A 16371-nucleotide genomic window follows, 5' to 3' on the forward strand; every position below is an offset into this window, starting at 1 on the left:
GTAAGAGAGAATAAAGACATGGCAAAAAGAACTGATTTAAAAAGTATCTTGATCTTAGGTGCAGGACCAATCGTAATTGGTCAAGCGTGTGAGTTTGATTACTCAGGTGCGCAAGCTTGTAAAGCATTACGTGAAGAAGGTTATCGAGTTATATTAGTTAACTCTAACCCTGCAACCATAATGACAGATCCAGATATGGCCGATGCAACTTACATTGAGCCAATTCACTGGGAAGTAGTACGTAAAATTATTGAAAAAGAGCGCCCTTGTGCTGTATTACCTACTATGGGTGGTCAAACTGCACTTAACTGCGCACTTGAATTAGAAGCTAAAGGCGTATTAGAAGAATTTGGCGTTGAGATGATTGGCGCAACGGCTGATGCTATAGATAAAGCTGAAAACCGTGAGCGTTTTGACCAAGCGATGAAAAATATTGGTCTAGAGTGTCCACGTGCAGAAATTGTTCACACCATTGAAGAAGCCCGTGAAACAGCTACACGTATTGGTTTTCCGTGTATCATTAGACCATCATTCACCATGGGTGGTACGGGTGGTGGTATCGCCTATAACCAAGAAGAATTTGAAACTATCTGTACTCGCGGATTAGATTTATCACCAACCTCTGAATTATTAATTGATGAGTCATTAATTGGTTGGAAAGAGTACGAGATGGAAGTTGTTCGTGATAAAAACGACAACTGTATCATTATCTGTTCAATCGAAAACTTCGATCCTATGGGGATTCATACGGGTGATTCAATCACAGTTGCTCCAGCGCAAACCTTAACAGATAAAGAATACCAAATCATGCGTAACGCTTCATTAGCGGTATTACGTGAAATTGGTGTTGAAACAGGTGGTTCAAATGTACAGTTTGGTGTTTGTCCAAATACAGGACGCATGGTTATCATTGAAATGAATCCACGTGTTTCTCGTTCATCAGCACTTGCCTCAAAAGCAACAGGTTTCCCAATTGCTAAAATAGCGGCTAAATTAGCTGTGGGTTATACCCTTGATGAGCTATCAAATGATATTACTGGTGGTAAAACACCTGCATCATTCGAACCGACTATTGATTATGTTGTCACTAAAATTCCTCGCTTTAACTTTGAAAAGTTTGCTGGCTCTGAAGACAGATTAACTACGCAGATGAAGTCTGTGGGTGAAGTTATGGCGATTGGTCGTAACCAACAAGAATCAATGCAAAAAGCGTTACGCGGTTTAGAAGTAGGCGCAAATGGTTTTGATCCTAAAGTTGATGTGACTCAGCCTGGCGCGAAAACTGAGATAATGCATGAATTACAAGAAGCGGGTGCCGATCGTATTTGGTATGTTGCTGATGCATTCCGTTTAGGCTTAACGGTTGATGATGTTTTCCGTTTAACTAAAATTGACCGTTGGTTCCTAGTGCAAATTGAAGATATTGTATTAGAAGAGGCCAAAGTTCATGAAGGTGGTTTAAAAGTATTAACACCTGATTATTTACGTAAGCTTAAACGTAAAGGTTTTTCTGATGCTCGCCTTGCTGATGTTATTGGTGTAAGTGAAGCTGAAATACGTAAGAAGCGCCACAATGCAGACATTTACCCTGTATACAAACGTGTTGATACTTGTGCGGCAGAATTTAGCTCTGATACAGCTTATATGTATTCAACCTATGATGAAGAGTGTGAAGCTGCACCGACTAACAAAGATTCTATTATGATTCTAGGTGGTGGGCCAAACCGAATCGGTCAGGGTATTGAGTTTGATTATTGTTGTGTACATGCCGCGTTAGCCCTACGTGAAGACGGTTATGAAACTATCATGGTTAACTGTAACCCTGAAACAGTGTCAACCGATTATGACACCTCAGATCGTTTATACTTTGAGTCAATTACCTTTGAAGACGTTTTAGAGATTGTCCGTATTGAAAAGCCGAAAGGCGTTATTGTGCAATACGGTGGCCAAACACCACTTAAATTAGCTCGAGCATTAGAAGCTGCAGGTGTGCCAATTATTGGTACTTCTCCCGATGCTATTGACCGTGCAGAAGACCGTGAGCGTTTCCAACAAGCCGTTGACCGTTTAGGTTTATTACAACCTGAAAATGCGACAGTAACTTCACTTGATGAAGCGGTAGCTAAATCAAAAGAAATTGGCTTCCCGTTAGTTGTTCGACCTTCATATGTATTGGGTGGTCGTGCAATGGAAATTGTTTATGACGAAGCTGATTTACGTCGATATATGAATGAAGCGGTAAGTGTTTCAAACGACTCTCCTGTATTATTAGATCACTTCCTTGATGATGCTATTGAAGTAGACATTGATGTAGTTTGTGATGGGGAAACGGTTGTTGTTGGCGGTATTATGCAGCATATCGAACAAGCAGGTGTTCATTCAGGTGATAGTGCTTGTTCTCTTCCTGCTTATAGCTTAAGTCAAGAAATTCAAGATGTAATGCGTAAGCAAGTTTCTGATTTAGCTTTCGAGCTTGGTGTTGTTGGCTTAATGAATACGCAAATGGCCGTGAAAGACGGTAAAGTTTATTTAATTGAAGTTAACCCTCGTGCAGCGCGTACAGTACCTTTTGTATCTAAAGCAACGTCAGTACCTTTAGCAAAAGTAGGCGCGCGTGTAATGTCAGGACGTTCATTAGCAGACCAAGGTATTACTACTGAGGTGATACCACCGTTTTTCTCAGTGAAAGAAGTGGTTATTCCTTTTAACAAGTTCCATGGTAGCGATCCTTTAGTAGGGCCTGAAATGCGCTCTACTGGTGAGGTTATGGGAGTAGGTGACACATTTGAAGAAGCTTATGCCAAGGCAAATTTAGGTGCAGGTGTTTCAGTGCCAAAATCTGGTCGTGCATTAATTTCTGTTCGTAATTCAGATAAAGTACGTGTAGTTGAACTAGCAAAACGTATGGTTGAGCTAGGCTATGATCTTGATGCTACGCACGGTACAGCGATCATCTTAGGTGAAGCTAATATTCCTGTACGTTTAGTTAATAAGGTACATGAAGGTCGTCCACATATTCTTGATAGAATTAAAAATAGTGAATATAGTTACATCATTAATACCACCGAAGGTCGAAAAGCGATTGAAGATTCAAAAGCTTTACGTGGCGGGGCATTACGCTATAAAGTAGCTTATACAACAACGTTGAATGCTGCATTTGCGGCCTGTCAAGCACATGCTGCCGATGATAGAAATACAGTAACTTCAATTCAAGAGTTACACCTTCGCTGCAAGTAAAGGCTGCAACTAAAGGGTTGCAAATAAAAATGTTATGCGGGATGTTAGTCTCGCTTTTGCTAAATTAATAACGTATGAATAATGCCTAGCTGTAACTTATGAACTTCAGTTGGGTTTTTAACCACGTTAACTTAAAAGATAAAAATTATGAGTCAATATCCAATGACAGTTCATGGCGCAGATGTTTTGCGTGATGAATTAAATCATTTAAAAACTGTTAAGCGTCCAGAAATTGTTGAGGCTATCGCTGAAGCAAGAGAGCATGGCGATTTAAAAGAAAATGCTGAATATCATGCAGCACGTGAACAACAAGGATTCTGTGAAGGGAGAATTCAAGACATTGAAGGTAAGTTGGGTAATGCTCAAATTATTGATGTTTCAAAAATTCCTAACACAGGTAAAGTTATTTTTGGTGTTACTGTAACCCTGCTTAATATTGAAACTGAAGTGGAAGTTAAGTACCAGATTGTTGGCGATGATGAAGCAGACATTAAACAAAATCGTATTTCGATAAACTCACCTATAGCTCGTGGTCTTATTGGTAAAGAAGTGGATAGTGAAATTGAAATTTCTACGCCAGGTGGTTTAGTTGAATATGAAATTATGGCTGTTGATCATATTTAATAGCCTGATGCGATAGTCAAGACTGAGTTATCGTTAAAATACAAAAATTAAGAAACCTCAATGTTAATCAACATTGAGGTTTTTTTGTGCTTTAAAGTTATTGAATTAAAAATTTGACAAGTGGCAAAATGCAGGTATATTTAAATGATATCACTTTGATATCATTTTTTGTTTCTGATATCACTATTAGAGAGTTAAAATAAAATATTAAAAAGGAGTTCCCATGCAAGAAAAAAAAGGGTTTTCAATTAATGGTTACGCAATGTTAATAGTCTTAGTGGCTTTAATTGGCGTATTGATAAACTTCATTATTAGTCAAATTGTTGCATCACAGCCAAATTTTTGGTTTTTTGTGCCTTTAGTTAGCATCATTTTTATTTTGCCTGGTTTTTTCATGGTGCAACCGAATCAAGGCAAAGTAATGACTTTCTTTGGTAGTTATGTGGGCACAGTGAAGGACAATGGTTTGCGTTGGACAGTTCCATTTTTTTCTAAAAGAACTATCTCATTAAGAATTCGTAACTTTGAATCGAATCAGATGAAAGTTAACGATAATCATGGTAACCCAATTGAAATAGCTACAGTGGTAGTTTGGTCAGTTGAAGATACTGCAGAAGCTGTTTTTGAAGTTGATGATTATGTGAGCTTTGTGAATATTCAAAGTGAGTCTGCATTACGTAATATGGCTATTAGTTATCCTTATGATCAACATGAGGGAGATGGCGTTGCACTTAGAAGCCACCCTCAAGAAGTATCAGAAGCACTTAAAATTGAGATTCAAGAAAGATTAGGAAAAGCAGGGGTGAAAGTACATGAGGCACGGATCAGTCATCTAGCTTATGCGCCTGAAATTGCTAATGCTATGCTACAAAGACAACAAGCATCAGCAATTATTGCGGCACGTAGTAAAATTGTCGATGGTGCTGTTGGTATGGTAGAGATGGCTTTATCTCAATTGTCTGAGAAAGATATAGTTGAATTAGATGAAGAGCGTAAGGCTGCAATGGTGAGTAATTTATTGGTAGTGTTATGTGGCGATCAAAATACTCAGCCTGTTGTGAATGCGGGTAGTCTTTATTAATTATGCAGATTAGGACAAACCATGGCAGCTAAAAAAAGTTTTCCACTGCGAATTAGCCCTGATGTGTTAGCTGCAATGCAACGTTGGTCAGATGATGAATTGCGTAGCGTGAATGCTCAAATCGAGTATGTGCTAAGACAAGCGCTCGTGGATGCTGGACGCGTTAAGCTAGTGCAGAAAACGGTAACTGTTGTTGAAGATAATGAAGATAATAAAAGCATAGACTAAGGTGATAACTCTAATAGTCTACGGCGATAAAAAACAAAAGCCCTGAATATACTCTATTCAGGGCTTTTTACTTCAGGTGAATTTTTTATTGTGGTGTGAAGTGGCAGGTGAAATGTCTCAGCATTGGCGGTTCCCAGCTAATATTTACACCGCGTAATTTGTCTTTATGTGCATGTACTTCAGTTAAACATTCAATACAATAATCAATATGAGATTGTGTATATACACGCCTTGGAATTGCTAAACGGACTAAGTCCATAGCGGCTAGCTGTTCACTGCCATCAGTTTGTTGACCAAACATCACTGTGCCAATTTCACAGCCCCTAATGCCCCCTATACGGTAAAGCTCTATCGCTAATGCTTGCCCTGGGTAATCATTCGGCGAAATATGTGGCAACATGGCACGAGCATCAATATAGACTGCATGGCCACCCACTGGCTTAACTATAGGAATTCCAAGTTTATCCAGTGCATTACCAAAATATGCCGTCGAACTTATGCGATAGTTTAAATAGTCTTCTTCAACAACTTCTTCAAGCCCAACTGCCATAGCTTCTAAATCACGGCCAGATAAACCGCCATAGGTTGGAAAGCCTTCGGTTAAAATCAGTACATTGCGTGCTTTCATGGCTAACTTGTCGTCATTCAGTGCTAACCAACCGCCCATATTAACTAAGGCATCTTTTTTCGCACTCATTGTCATGCCATCAGCATAACTAAAAATTTCTTGTACGATCTCTTTGGGCGTTTTATCTTGGTAACCTGCTTCTCTTTGTTTGATAAAGTAAGCATTTTCAGCAAAACGACAAGCATCGAGAAATAAAGGTTTATTAAATTCATCACATAATGCTTTGGTTTGACGAATATTTTCCATTGATACTGGTTGACCGCCACCTGAGTTATTGGTGATGGTTAACATAACAATAGGAACATGCTCTCCTTGAGTTTCTAACAATGCTCGCAAGCGGATTAAATCCATATCACCTTTAAAAGGATGATCTAGTTGAGGATCTAGCCCTTGTTGCTTCACCAAATCTAAAGCTTGGCTGCCTGTTGATTCAATATTTGCTCGAGTTGTATCAAAATGAGTGTTATTGGGAATGATTTGTGGGCTGTATTTTTTTCCCTCTGCCAATATAGAAAATAGGATTTTTTCAGCTGCACGCCCTTGATGAGTAGGAATAACATGTTTAAATGGAGCAAGTGTTTTCAATGCTTGTTCGAATCGATAAAAAGACGGAGAGCCAGCATAGCTCTCATCACCCATTTGTATACCTGCCCATTGTTTAGTACTCATGGCCGAAGTACCTGAGTCAGTTAATAGGTCAATTAATACGTCATCAGATTTTAGTGCGAATAAATTATAATTGGCTTTTTTCAATAAGGCTTCACGCTCACTGACCGTGGTCATTTTTAGTGGCTCTACCGATTTTATACGAAACGGCTCTATGATGGTTTTCATTTCAATTCTCATTATTTTTTCTGGGAAATAGTGCTGAAATTTTATGCTCATTGCATCGAACAAAAATCAGCGTGTACGAAAAATAAAGAGGGGGCTTAGTAACAAAAACGAGCAAACGCTAAGCGGAAGTCTTGATTATACCACTTAGTACTTAGGGCAATGTTTAAAGGTAGAAGTGCTTTCATAAAACTCATTATGCAAACAAATTTTTCTGATTGTCAATGCTTTCATTTGACGACTTTTTCTTAAAATTGTTCATATTTGAAGCGTGATGAAGAACAATTGAGCGAAAAGTGATTTATTTTAAAAAAGCACTTGCTTTATCGCGGTGCTATCCTTACTATACGCATCGTTTTCAGGGAATAGATTTCTGAGGACAATTACAACAATAATATCTGTTGTAGCTTAACTTCAGTAGAAGTTCATTCGGACGCGGGATGGAGCAGCTTGGTAGCTCGTCGGGCTCATAACCCGAAGGTCGTTGGTTCAAATCCAGCTCCCGCAACCAATTCGAATGTTGTAAAGGTCGTTGGTTCGCACTTCATAAGTCAGTGCTCCTACAAGCAATTCTTTAATGACAAGAATTAAAACAGTTATTAGCTTTCTCTTTAAAATCTTAAAGAGTTCATTCGGACGCGGGATGGAGCAGCTTGGTAGCTCGTCGGGCTCATAACCCGAAGGTCGTTGGTTCAAATCCAGCTCCCGCAACCAATTCTATGATTGTCAAGCTCTTTGGTTCACTTCTTATAAGTCAACCCTCCCGCAAGCAATTTATCTATTTATTAACTTTTTTTTCTATTTCCCTGTTGGCTATTATTGCTGATTTTACATTAACCAAGTGTTCGCCGTTTAAAGTATCAACTATTGAAAAGTTACTTTATATGTCGCTATTTGACTTATTTTAGTACCTAAATAAACAACATCTCACCACTGTCAAACAATACTCCAGCTAAATACCCTAGAGCCATCCCTGTAAATTTACCTTTTAATATGGTCGTTAGTAATCATGAATGTAGGTTATTAACTACATTATCAACACTAGTATCATTAACGTTTAAAGGAAAATTTTTAAGCATAGGTTGTTCAAACTTCATTTTTACACACATCATTTAGAATACATTGCAAGTGTTTTATTACCTATTATTGCGCATTGGTGTTGGTGTCTTTTATTTGTTTTACTTGTGTTTTCTAGTTTCTAAAAATACAAGCGTGTTTAATTATCTGTAAAAATACAGTAATTTCTTGACCTGAATAAGTCATTATAGTTAGAATGAAATTATTGTTTTTAAATATCATAAGATCACTTTATATCTTTGATATATGAGGATGCATAAATGTTGGATAAACGATTTGTACTTTTGAACCCCGCAGATAATGTTTATGTCTGTTGTGAAAAAGTGCTTAAGGGAATGGAAGTGTGCCTAGAAGGACAAGTTGTCATCGTTGACGTCGATATTGATGTTGGCCATAAATTAGCGACAAAAAAGATCTTGCCAGGCGAAAAAATTATTAAGTATGCCGCACCAATTGGTTCTGCAACCACTTTAATCGCCCTAGGAGAGCATGTACATATGCATAATATGAAAAGCGACTATATTGCTAGCCATACTCGCCAAAGTAGAGTTGGAGAAGAATAATGAAAGGTTATTTAAGAGCGGATGGCCGTAAAGGTATACGAAATGTAGTCTTAGTAACGTATCTGGTTGAATGTGCTCACCATGTTGCAAGATCAATAGTAAACGAAAGCTATAGCGACAATGTGCAACTTATTGGTTTTCCGGGTTGTTATCCTAATGAGTACTCTTTAAAAATAATGGAAGGCCTTTGTACTCATCCTAATGTAGCAGGTGTTCTGATTGTTTCATTAGGCTGCGAAGGTTTTAATCGTGAGCAACTGCAACGAACGGTTAAAGCGAGCGGTAGAGATGTTGAAACATTAGTTATTCAAAAGTCAGGCGGCACTAAAAAAACGATTGAAGCAGGTTTAAAAAGCGTTGGTGAATTATTAGTGACGGCATTACAGACAGAAGTAGTATCAATGGATATGAATGAGTTAGTTGTCGGCACAATTTGTGGTGGTTCAGATGGTACTAGTGGAATAGGTGCTAACCCAGCGGTAGGCCATTGTTTTGATAAACTTGTTGAACAAGATGCTATTTGTATTTTTGAAGAAACTGGTGAATTGATTGGTTGTGAACAAATTATGGCTGAGCGTGCCATAACACCTGAATTAGGAGAGGAAATAATGAAATCGGTTGAAAAAGCCGAACATTATTATACCCAAATGGGCTACGGTAGTTTTGCGCCCGGTAATGCTGAAGGAGGGCTCACTACTCAAGAAGAAAAGTCAATGGGAGCTTATGCTAAGTCAGGTAGCTCTCAAATTCATGGTTTGATAAAACCCGGGGATATACCGCGTCAAGGAGGGTTATATTTGATGGATGTGGTTCCTGATGGTGAGCCTTTATTTGGTTTTCCGAATATTGTAGATAGTGCTGAAATTGTTGAGATGGTCGCTTCAGGTTCGCATATTATTTTGTTTACTACGGGTCGAGGCTCTGTTGTTGGCTCTGCTATTTCACCAGTTATTAAAGTATGCGCAAATCCAGAAACCTACGAAAATATGGCTGATGATATGGATATAAATGCAGGTAAAGTCATAACTGGAGATTCTAATGTTAAACAAGTTGGCGATGAAATCTATGAACTTGTAACTCAAGTAGCTCAAGGGAAAAAATCTAAATCAGAAGCGTTGGGACATCAAGAGTTTGTTTTAACATATAAGAAGTTTGAAGGTATAGGACCTTCTTGTTTACCGACGGTTAGATAGTTGAGTAGAGATAATGATTAAAAAAAGACAGATAGGTAACACTACGCTTCAAGTGACAGAATTGGGTTTTGGCGCGGCCACGTTTGGTAACCTTTATCGACCTATGACAGATGAAGATGCTTATGAAAGTATTCATAGAGCGATGGCCTTAGGGCTTAACCAATTTGATACGGCGCCTTTTTACGGTTTTGGCTTAAGTGAGCGCCGTGTTGGTGATGCTTTACGTGATTATGATAGTAAAGACTACGTGTTATCGACAAAAGTTGGCCGAATTTTAGCGCCTTGTGCTAAAGCTGAAGATAAATATGGCTTTTGCTCCCCCATGCCCTTTGAGCCTAAATATGACTATTCTTATGACGGTATAATGCGCTCATTTGAGCACAGCCTTCAACGTTTAGGTTTATCTAAAATTGATATTCTTTATATGCATGATATTGGGCGTGTAACCCATGGTGAGAATCATGATGCATTATTTAAAATTGCCATGGAAGGAGGCTACAAAGCCATGGATGAGTTACGTTCGCAAGGGTTGGTTTCTGCTATAGGGCTTGGTGTTAATGAGTATGAAGTGTGCGAACAAGCGATGGATTATGGCTATTTTGACTGCTTTTTATTAGCAGGAAGGTATACTTTATTAGAACAAAGAGCGCATAAGACTTTTTTACCTCGATGTATTAAAGAAAATAGCTCTATTGTTCTAGGAGGGCCTTATAACTCTGGCATTTTAGCGACAGGAGTTCGCCGAGAAGGTGTCGTACCGCATTACAATTATGAGCCTGCTTCAAAAGACATTATTAACACGGTTGCACGGATAGAGGACATTTGCCAAGAGTTTAATGTACCGCTAGCTGCTGCCGCATTGCAATTCCCTTTAGCTCATCCTGCAGTCGTCAGCGTTATCCCTGGCTTAAGCTCAGCGAATCGTGTTGAAACTACCGTTGAGCAAATGCAATTGGCAATACCAAGCGAGTTTTGGGAAGCCTTGCAAAATGCGGGCATTCTATACCCAGATGTTCCCGTGCCTACAGGTACTCAAGGGTAATTATGAAGCGTATAGACTCTCATCAACACTTTTGGCTGTTATCGCGTGGTGACTATTCATGGTTGACTGAAGATTTAGGCGTTTTATATCGCGATTTTCTTCCTGATGATATTAAAGCTGAATTATCGTTTGCTAATGTTGAAAAAACCATTTTAGTACAAGCAGCCGACACCTTAGCTGAGACTGAATTCATGTTTTCTCAAGCTAATGCTAAACACTTTATTGCAGGTGTTGTCGGCTGGGTTGATATGGAGCATCCAGAGGTTTTAAAACAAATAACTTGGTTCATGGAAAACCCTTATTTTAAAGGGATCAGACCCATGATTCAGGATATTGATGATGTTGACTGGATGCTTAACCCTCAGTTGACTAAAGTTTTTGAGTTCTTAGAAACGCACTCACTGACTTTTGATGCCTTGGTATTACCTCAACATTTAACCAATTTACAAATATTATTAAAGCGACATCCTAAGTTACGGGTCGTGATTGATCACGGAGCTAAGCCACAAATAGGTAAAGCGTTAGGGGTTGATATTGCTAACTCAGTCAATAGCGATTGGGCAAAAGATATGGCTCAGTTAGCTAACAATACGCAAGTGTTTTGTAAATTATCTGGCTTGGTTACTGAGGCAGGAGAAACAGCCTCTTATGAAGATATTGAACCTTATATGAGCCACCTACTTGCATGTTTTGGTGCACAAAGGCTTATGTGGGGGAGTGATTGGCCTGTGGTGAATCTAACAAGCGATTACTCAACTTGGTTTGATATGTCTGCAAACTTTATTAATAGATTATCAAAACAAGCGCAAGAAAGTATTTGGTATGGAACCGCTAAAAACTTTTATCGGATATAAATCAGGGAATTTAATTGGCAGATGATTCATTGGGTTTAGCACAGTTAATCAGAACACGTTTAAGGTAAAGAAATGAAGCAAAAATTTGACAAAAAAGTGGTTGTTATTACCGGTGGTGGTAGTGGCATAGGGCAAACAGCAGCATTAAGGTTTGCCAGTGAAGGCGCTCATGTGGTTATTTTAGATCTTGATATGTCAGGTGCCAAAGCGACCAAACAATTAATTGAGTCTGCTGGCTCAGAAGCTTCTATATATGAATGTAATGTTGGCGAACAACAACAAGTTAACGAAGTTGTTGCGTCGATATTACAAGAAAGAAACATTGATATTTTAGTGAACAATGCAGGTATTGCTCATATTGGCGATATCGAGAACACCTCAGAAGATGACTTAGATAGAGTCTATCAAGTGAATGTCAAAGGTTGTTATAACCTGATGAAAGCCATTGTGCCTTCCATGAAAGAGAGGCAACAGGGTGTGATACTTAATTTAGCCTCTATTGCCTCCTCGGTTGGAATTTCTGATCGATTTGCTTATTCCATGAGTAAAGGCGCGGTACTGACTATGACTTACTCAGTTGCTAGAGATTATATCAATGATGGTATTCGATGTAATTGTATTGCACCTGGTAGAGTTCACACGCCCTTTGTCGATAACTTTTTAGATAAAAATTACCCAGATAATCGTGATGAAATGTTTGATAAATTATCAAAAAGCCAACCGATAGGTCGTATGGGTAAAGTGGAAGAAATTGCGGGATTAATTGCTTATTTATGTTCGGATGATGCAGCATTTATTACAGGGACTAATGTTCCAATAGATGGTGGCTTTGTCACGCTAAACAATTAATTTTTTATTAACATAACTATAATTATAAAGGCTTACTTATGAATACCCCATTAGCTACAACCAATGACAATGAAGAATTGATTGGAGAAAATAGGGCTAGCTCTTCTGAAGAGTTAATTCCTAAAAAGTATCTTATTTCTTTTATCTTAGTAACCTTGTGTTTTCCGTTATGGGGATTTGCTAATGATATTACTAATCCGTTAGTGAAAGCTTTTTCAAAAGTCTTACAAATGAGCACATCTGAAGGGACTTTGGTACAAGTCGCTTTTTATGGTGGTTATGGAGCAATGGCCATTCCTGCAGCTATCTTTATTAAAAAATTCTCTTATAAAGCGGGTTTGTTGATGGGCTTAGGCTTTTACGCTTTAGGTGCATTACTCTTTATTCCTGCGGCTGATGCACAAGCCTTTATGCCATTTTTATTGGCCTTTTTTGTCATGACCTGCGGGCTTTCATTTCTTGAAACGAGTGCCAACCCTTATGTACTTTCTATGGGGCCAGCATCAACAGCCACGCAGCGACTAAACTTAGCACAAGCATTTAATCCCGTGGGCTCTCTTTTGGGGATGTTTGTTGCCACACAATTTATCATTCAAAAACTAAACCCTGCGACAGAAGCTGAACGTATAGCATTAGCAGAAGATGGTTCAAACACAGCGTTAGAGCAGTTAGCCTCAATAACTGCGAATGATTTAGAAGTAATTCGCAACCCTTATTTAGCTATTGGTATTGTCGTATTTATCATGCTTTTAGTGATTGCAGTGAAGAAAATGCCACGTACTGAAGAAAAGTCAGAGTCACTTGATATTGGCGGTACTTTTAAGCGTTTGTTTGCCAATCAAAATTACCGTGAAGGTGTCGTTGCGCAGATGTTTTATGTAGGTGCACAAATCATGTGTTGGACCTTTATTATTCATTACGGCACTGAGGTTTTTGTTCAATTAGGTATGAGTGAGCAAGCGGCAGAAGCCAAGTCTCAAATGATGAATATCTACGCCATGATTATTTTCTGTTTGAGCCGCTTTATTTGTACTTTCTTATTGAAATATATCAACCCAGGCAAATTGCTAATGGTACTTGCTGCAGGTGGTATGTTGTTTACTTTAGCCACTATTTTCTTAACAGGTGTTGCAGGGGTTTACGCTTTAGTGGGTATTTCAGCTTGTATGTCATTAATGTTCCCAACTATTTATGGTATTGCGTTAACAGGAACAGGAGATGATGCAAAACTTGGCGCAGCTGGACTAATCATGGCTATTGTTGGTGGTACATTCTTACCAATGGCTCAAGCCAGTATTATTGATATGAATATGGTATTTGATGGCTTTTCTGCAACTAAAGCATCGTTTGTATTACCGTTAATTTGTTTTGTTGTGATTGCTATTTATGGTAAGCGTTCACAAAAGCTTTTACCGAAATAAGAGAGTTGTATTGTGACAATTAGACATTGTTTCGCATTGGATTTAAAAGATGACCCAATGCAAATTGAAGCCTACATAAAATATCACCAAAGTGACAATGTATGGCCTGAAGTAATTGATAGTATTAAAGACGTTGGTATTGAAAACTTAGAGATCTTTTTGGTAGGAAACCGATTATTTATGATCATGGAAGTGGGGGAAGGGTTTTCCTTTGAAGCAAAGCAAGCATCTGATTTAAGTAATCATAAAGTTGTTGAGTGGGAAAACTTAATGTGGACATTCCAACAAAAATTACCTTGGGCTAAAGGTGACGAAAAATGGATGTTGATGGACAAAATTTTTACGCTTTAACCTTAGTTAAAGCTTTATGTTGTAAATAGGATATTAAAATGAAATTAATGCGTGTTGGCGAATTGGGTTTAGAGAAACCTGCCATTTTAGACAGTGAAGGTGTAATCAGAGATTTATCTGCTCATTTTGATGATATTGATGGAAACTTCTTTGCTGAAAATTTAGTACAAAAAATTGCTTCATTAGATTTAAGTACTTTACCCGCTGTGACTAATGATGTACGTGTTGGCCCTGTGGTTTCAAAAGTTGGTAAGTTTATTTGTGTTGGCTTGAATTACGCAGATCATGCGGCAGAGTCGGGTATGGATGTGCCTTCTGAGCCAGTTTTGTTCATGAAAGCTACTTCATCGATTGTGGGACCAAATGATGATGTACTTATGCCACCTCAATCAGAAAAATCTGACTGGGAAGTAGAATTGGGTGTTGTTATTGGTAAAGAAGCCAAATACGTTTCTGAAGAAGATGCTCTAGATTATGTTGCAGGTTATTGTGTGGTTAATGATTTATCAGAGCGTGAATTTCAAATTGAAAAAGAAGGTCAATGGTGTAAAGGTAAAGGTTGTGACACCTTTGGTCCAATTGGTCCTTATTTAGTAACGGTTGATGAAGTAACTGACTCTAACCAGCTAGATATTTGGTTAGAATTAAATGGTGAACGTGTACAAGATGGAAATACCCGTACCATGGTTTATAAAGTACCTTTCTTAGTTTCATATATTAGTCAATTTATGAGCTTACAACCTGGTGATATCATCAGCACAGGTACTCCTCCAGGCGTTGGGTTAGGTTTTAATCCACCTAAATACCTTAAAGAAGGTGATGTTATGCGTTTAGGTATTTCTGGCTTAGGCGTACAGCAACAAACTGTTGGTCGAGATAAAAAATAAGCATTTTTAACACTAAAAATCTATAAAGCCAGTAATGTATTTGATACTGCACTACTGGCTTACTTTTTTGGCTGTTATGGAGGAAAGTTAAATAGCTACCTATCCTTGTAAGTAGATTAAGTGTTCTACTCCTCTAAACTATGAGCACAACGTAATAATGTTGTTTCAGCGGTCTGTAAATGCTTTTCTAAACTCAGAATTGCACCGGCATTATTATGCGTAATAAGGTTGGTTAATAAGTCGATGTGCTCATTAATTGCAACTGTGAAACGCTCAAGTTCACCTTTTTTATCCCATTGGTAATGGTAGTGACAAACAAAAGATACAATATCAAAAAATTGTTGGGTGAATCGATTCTTGGCACTTTTTAAAATAATAAAGTGTAAAGCTCTATCGAGATCTGGAAACTCTAAATACCTGTTTTCCATATCTGAACTAACTTCCTGGTGTTTAATTAAAAGCTCTTGTAATTCTTGCCATACTTCATGATCTTTAGGAAATTTAAGTAATTCAGTAATGGCTCGCATTTCAACCATTTCACGAAATGCGACTAACTCACGGGCAAACTCTTCATCAAATTTCACCATTTTCCAACGGCCACGAGGTATTTTTTCTATTAGGCCATTATTTGAAAATTTAATTAAAAACTCTCTAACCGTAATTGTGGTACAACCTGAATTTTTGGCTAAACTGAGCTCGGAAAATCTATCACCCGGTAAAAGTTTCCCAGTATTAATTAGGTTAAGAAAATATTTTTCTATTTGAAGATCTTTAGTTGAATTTTTATCTTTTATATCAAAGAAATCAACTGGTTCAGGTTGCCGTAATACAACTTTATGCGCCCCATCTCTTTTTACAATACCCTGCTCAATGATATGTTCTACACAAGAGCGTACAGTCGTTCTACTAATATTCAAAAGCTTAGTAAGTTCAATATCGTTAGCCATGACATTCTCACCTTTTGGTAGGTCAAGAATTAATTGCAGCATTCGATTAATGGATTGTTTAAAAAGGTAGGTTTTATTACTCACATCAGATTCCTTGATAATAAATAGTTTGGCATATAAATATCAATAAGAGCTTTTTATACTCAATTTTACAGATGTTCACCTGAGTATGTACAGCTTAATCTTTGTTTAAGGTAATTTTCTCTCTATATAATTGTGCTTAATGACGAAAGTAATTTGTAAAATAGTACTAAGTTGATATTGTTAGGGAAGTTAATTAACCGAATAAAATTTACAGAGTATATAGCTTCTCTCACTAACAGTTAGCGGCTAGGTTTTAGTGAGTAGTTATTCGTAAGTAGATTTAAATGTGCTTTCCCTGTTTATCTGTATGGTATTAAATGTGTGTCGGTTGTATTGTATTTAAGAATACACTATCTCATCTTGAAGGCAGCCTATTGGCTTTAAATCACTTATTACCAATGAACGCAATAAGTTTATTGGTTGTATTATGATGGCTCAAACAAACTTATTTATATGACTCTTAAGAGTAGGGCT

The 16371-nt window shown here is 37.9% G+C and carries 14 protein-coding genes and 2 tRNA genes; 14 read left to right on the top strand and 2 right to left on the bottom strand.

Annotated features, from left to right (window positions below):
• Positions 1 to 18 precede the first annotated feature (18 nt).
• From carB to AC27GZ_RS07330, 4 genes are all read left to right on the top strand, one after another.
• On the top strand, positions 19 to 3237 hold the full coding sequence (gene carB, locus AC27GZ_RS07315; RefSeq protein ID WP_487094248.1) for a carbamoyl-phosphate synthase large subunit: 3219 nt from the start codon (positions 19 to 21) through the stop codon (positions 3235 to 3237).
• A gap of 147 nt (positions 3238 to 3384) precedes the next feature.
• The gene (gene greA / locus AC27GZ_RS07320; protein WP_487094249.1) at positions 3385 to 3861 is read left to right on the top strand and encodes a transcription elongation factor GreA; all 477 of its coding nucleotides are present in this window, start codon (positions 3385 to 3387) and stop codon (positions 3859 to 3861) included.
• A gap of 223 nt (positions 3862 to 4084) precedes the next feature.
• Positions 4085 to 4942, top strand: a complete 858-nt coding sequence (locus AC27GZ_RS07325; RefSeq protein WP_487094250.1) for an SPFH domain-containing protein — start codon at positions 4085 to 4087, stop codon at positions 4940 to 4942.
• Between the two features lie 21 nt (positions 4943 to 4963).
• Positions 4964 to 5170: a type II toxin-antitoxin system antitoxin gene (locus AC27GZ_RS07330; protein ID WP_487094251.1), complete on the top strand. Its 207-nt coding sequence runs from the start codon at positions 4964 to 4966 to the stop codon at positions 5168 to 5170.
• Positions 5171 to 5255: 85 nt separating this feature from the next.
• Here AC27GZ_RS07330 and AC27GZ_RS07335 read toward each other — a convergent pair whose 3' ends face one another.
• The gene (locus tag AC27GZ_RS07335; protein WP_487094252.1) at positions 5256 to 6632 is read right to left on the bottom strand and encodes a tryptophanase; all 1377 of its coding nucleotides are present in this window, start codon (positions 6630 to 6632) and stop codon (positions 5256 to 5258) included.
• Positions 6633 to 7063: 431 nt separating this feature from the next.
• Here AC27GZ_RS07335 and AC27GZ_RS07340 point away from each other — a divergent pair.
• From AC27GZ_RS07340 to AC27GZ_RS07385, 10 genes are all read left to right on the top strand, one after another.
• Positions 7064 to 7140, top strand: a tRNA-Met gene (locus AC27GZ_RS07340).
• 126 nt (positions 7141 to 7266) lie between these two features.
• Positions 7267 to 7343: transfer RNA gene (locus AC27GZ_RS07345), tRNA-Met, on the top strand.
• Positions 7344 to 7966: 623 nt separating this feature from the next.
• The gene (locus AC27GZ_RS07350) at positions 7967 to 8269 is read left to right on the top strand and encodes a UxaA family hydrolase (protein WP_487094253.1); all 303 of its coding nucleotides are present in this window, start codon (positions 7967 to 7969) and stop codon (positions 8267 to 8269) included.
• Positions 8269 to 9462, top strand: coding sequence for a UxaA family hydrolase (locus AC27GZ_RS07355; protein WP_487094254.1), 1194 nt, complete (start codon positions 8269 to 8271; stop codon positions 9460 to 9462). Before AC27GZ_RS07350 ends, AC27GZ_RS07355 begins: the two co-directional genes overlap by 1 nt.
• 13 nt (positions 9463 to 9475) lie before the next feature.
• Entirely contained in the window at positions 9476 to 10504 is a 1029-nt protein-coding gene (locus AC27GZ_RS07360; RefSeq protein WP_487094255.1) for an aldo/keto reductase, read from the top strand.
• Positions 10505 to 10506: 2 nt separating this feature from the next.
• Positions 10507 to 11358, top strand: coding sequence for an amidohydrolase family protein (locus tag AC27GZ_RS07365; RefSeq protein WP_487094256.1), 852 nt, complete (start codon positions 10507 to 10509; stop codon positions 11356 to 11358).
• Between the two features lie 72 nt (positions 11359 to 11430).
• Entirely contained in the window at positions 11431 to 12207 is a 777-nt protein-coding gene (locus AC27GZ_RS07370; RefSeq protein ID WP_487094257.1) for an SDR family NAD(P)-dependent oxidoreductase, read from the top strand.
• A 38-nt stretch (positions 12208 to 12245) separates the two neighbouring features.
• Entirely contained in the window at positions 12246 to 13628 is a 1383-nt protein-coding gene (gene fucP, locus AC27GZ_RS07375; RefSeq protein ID WP_487094258.1) for an L-fucose:H+ symporter permease, read from the top strand.
• Positions 13629 to 13640: 12 nt separating this feature from the next.
• Positions 13641 to 13979: an L-rhamnose mutarotase gene (locus AC27GZ_RS07380; protein WP_487094259.1), complete on the top strand. Its 339-nt coding sequence runs from the start codon at positions 13641 to 13643 to the stop codon at positions 13977 to 13979.
• 38 nt (positions 13980 to 14017) lie between these two features.
• Positions 14018 to 14866: a fumarylacetoacetate hydrolase family protein gene (locus tag AC27GZ_RS07385; RefSeq protein WP_487094260.1), complete on the top strand. Its 849-nt coding sequence runs from the start codon at positions 14018 to 14020 to the stop codon at positions 14864 to 14866.
• A gap of 125 nt (positions 14867 to 14991) precedes the next feature.
• Here AC27GZ_RS07385 and AC27GZ_RS07390 read toward each other — a convergent pair whose 3' ends face one another.
• A complete protein-coding gene (locus AC27GZ_RS07390) occupies positions 14992 to 15897 on the bottom strand; it encodes a GntR family transcriptional regulator (protein WP_487094261.1) in 906 nt (301 codons plus the stop codon).
• Positions 15898 to 16371: the final 474 nt, after the last annotated feature.

The organism is Colwellia sp. SU-HH00943 (genome assembly GCF_057546125.1).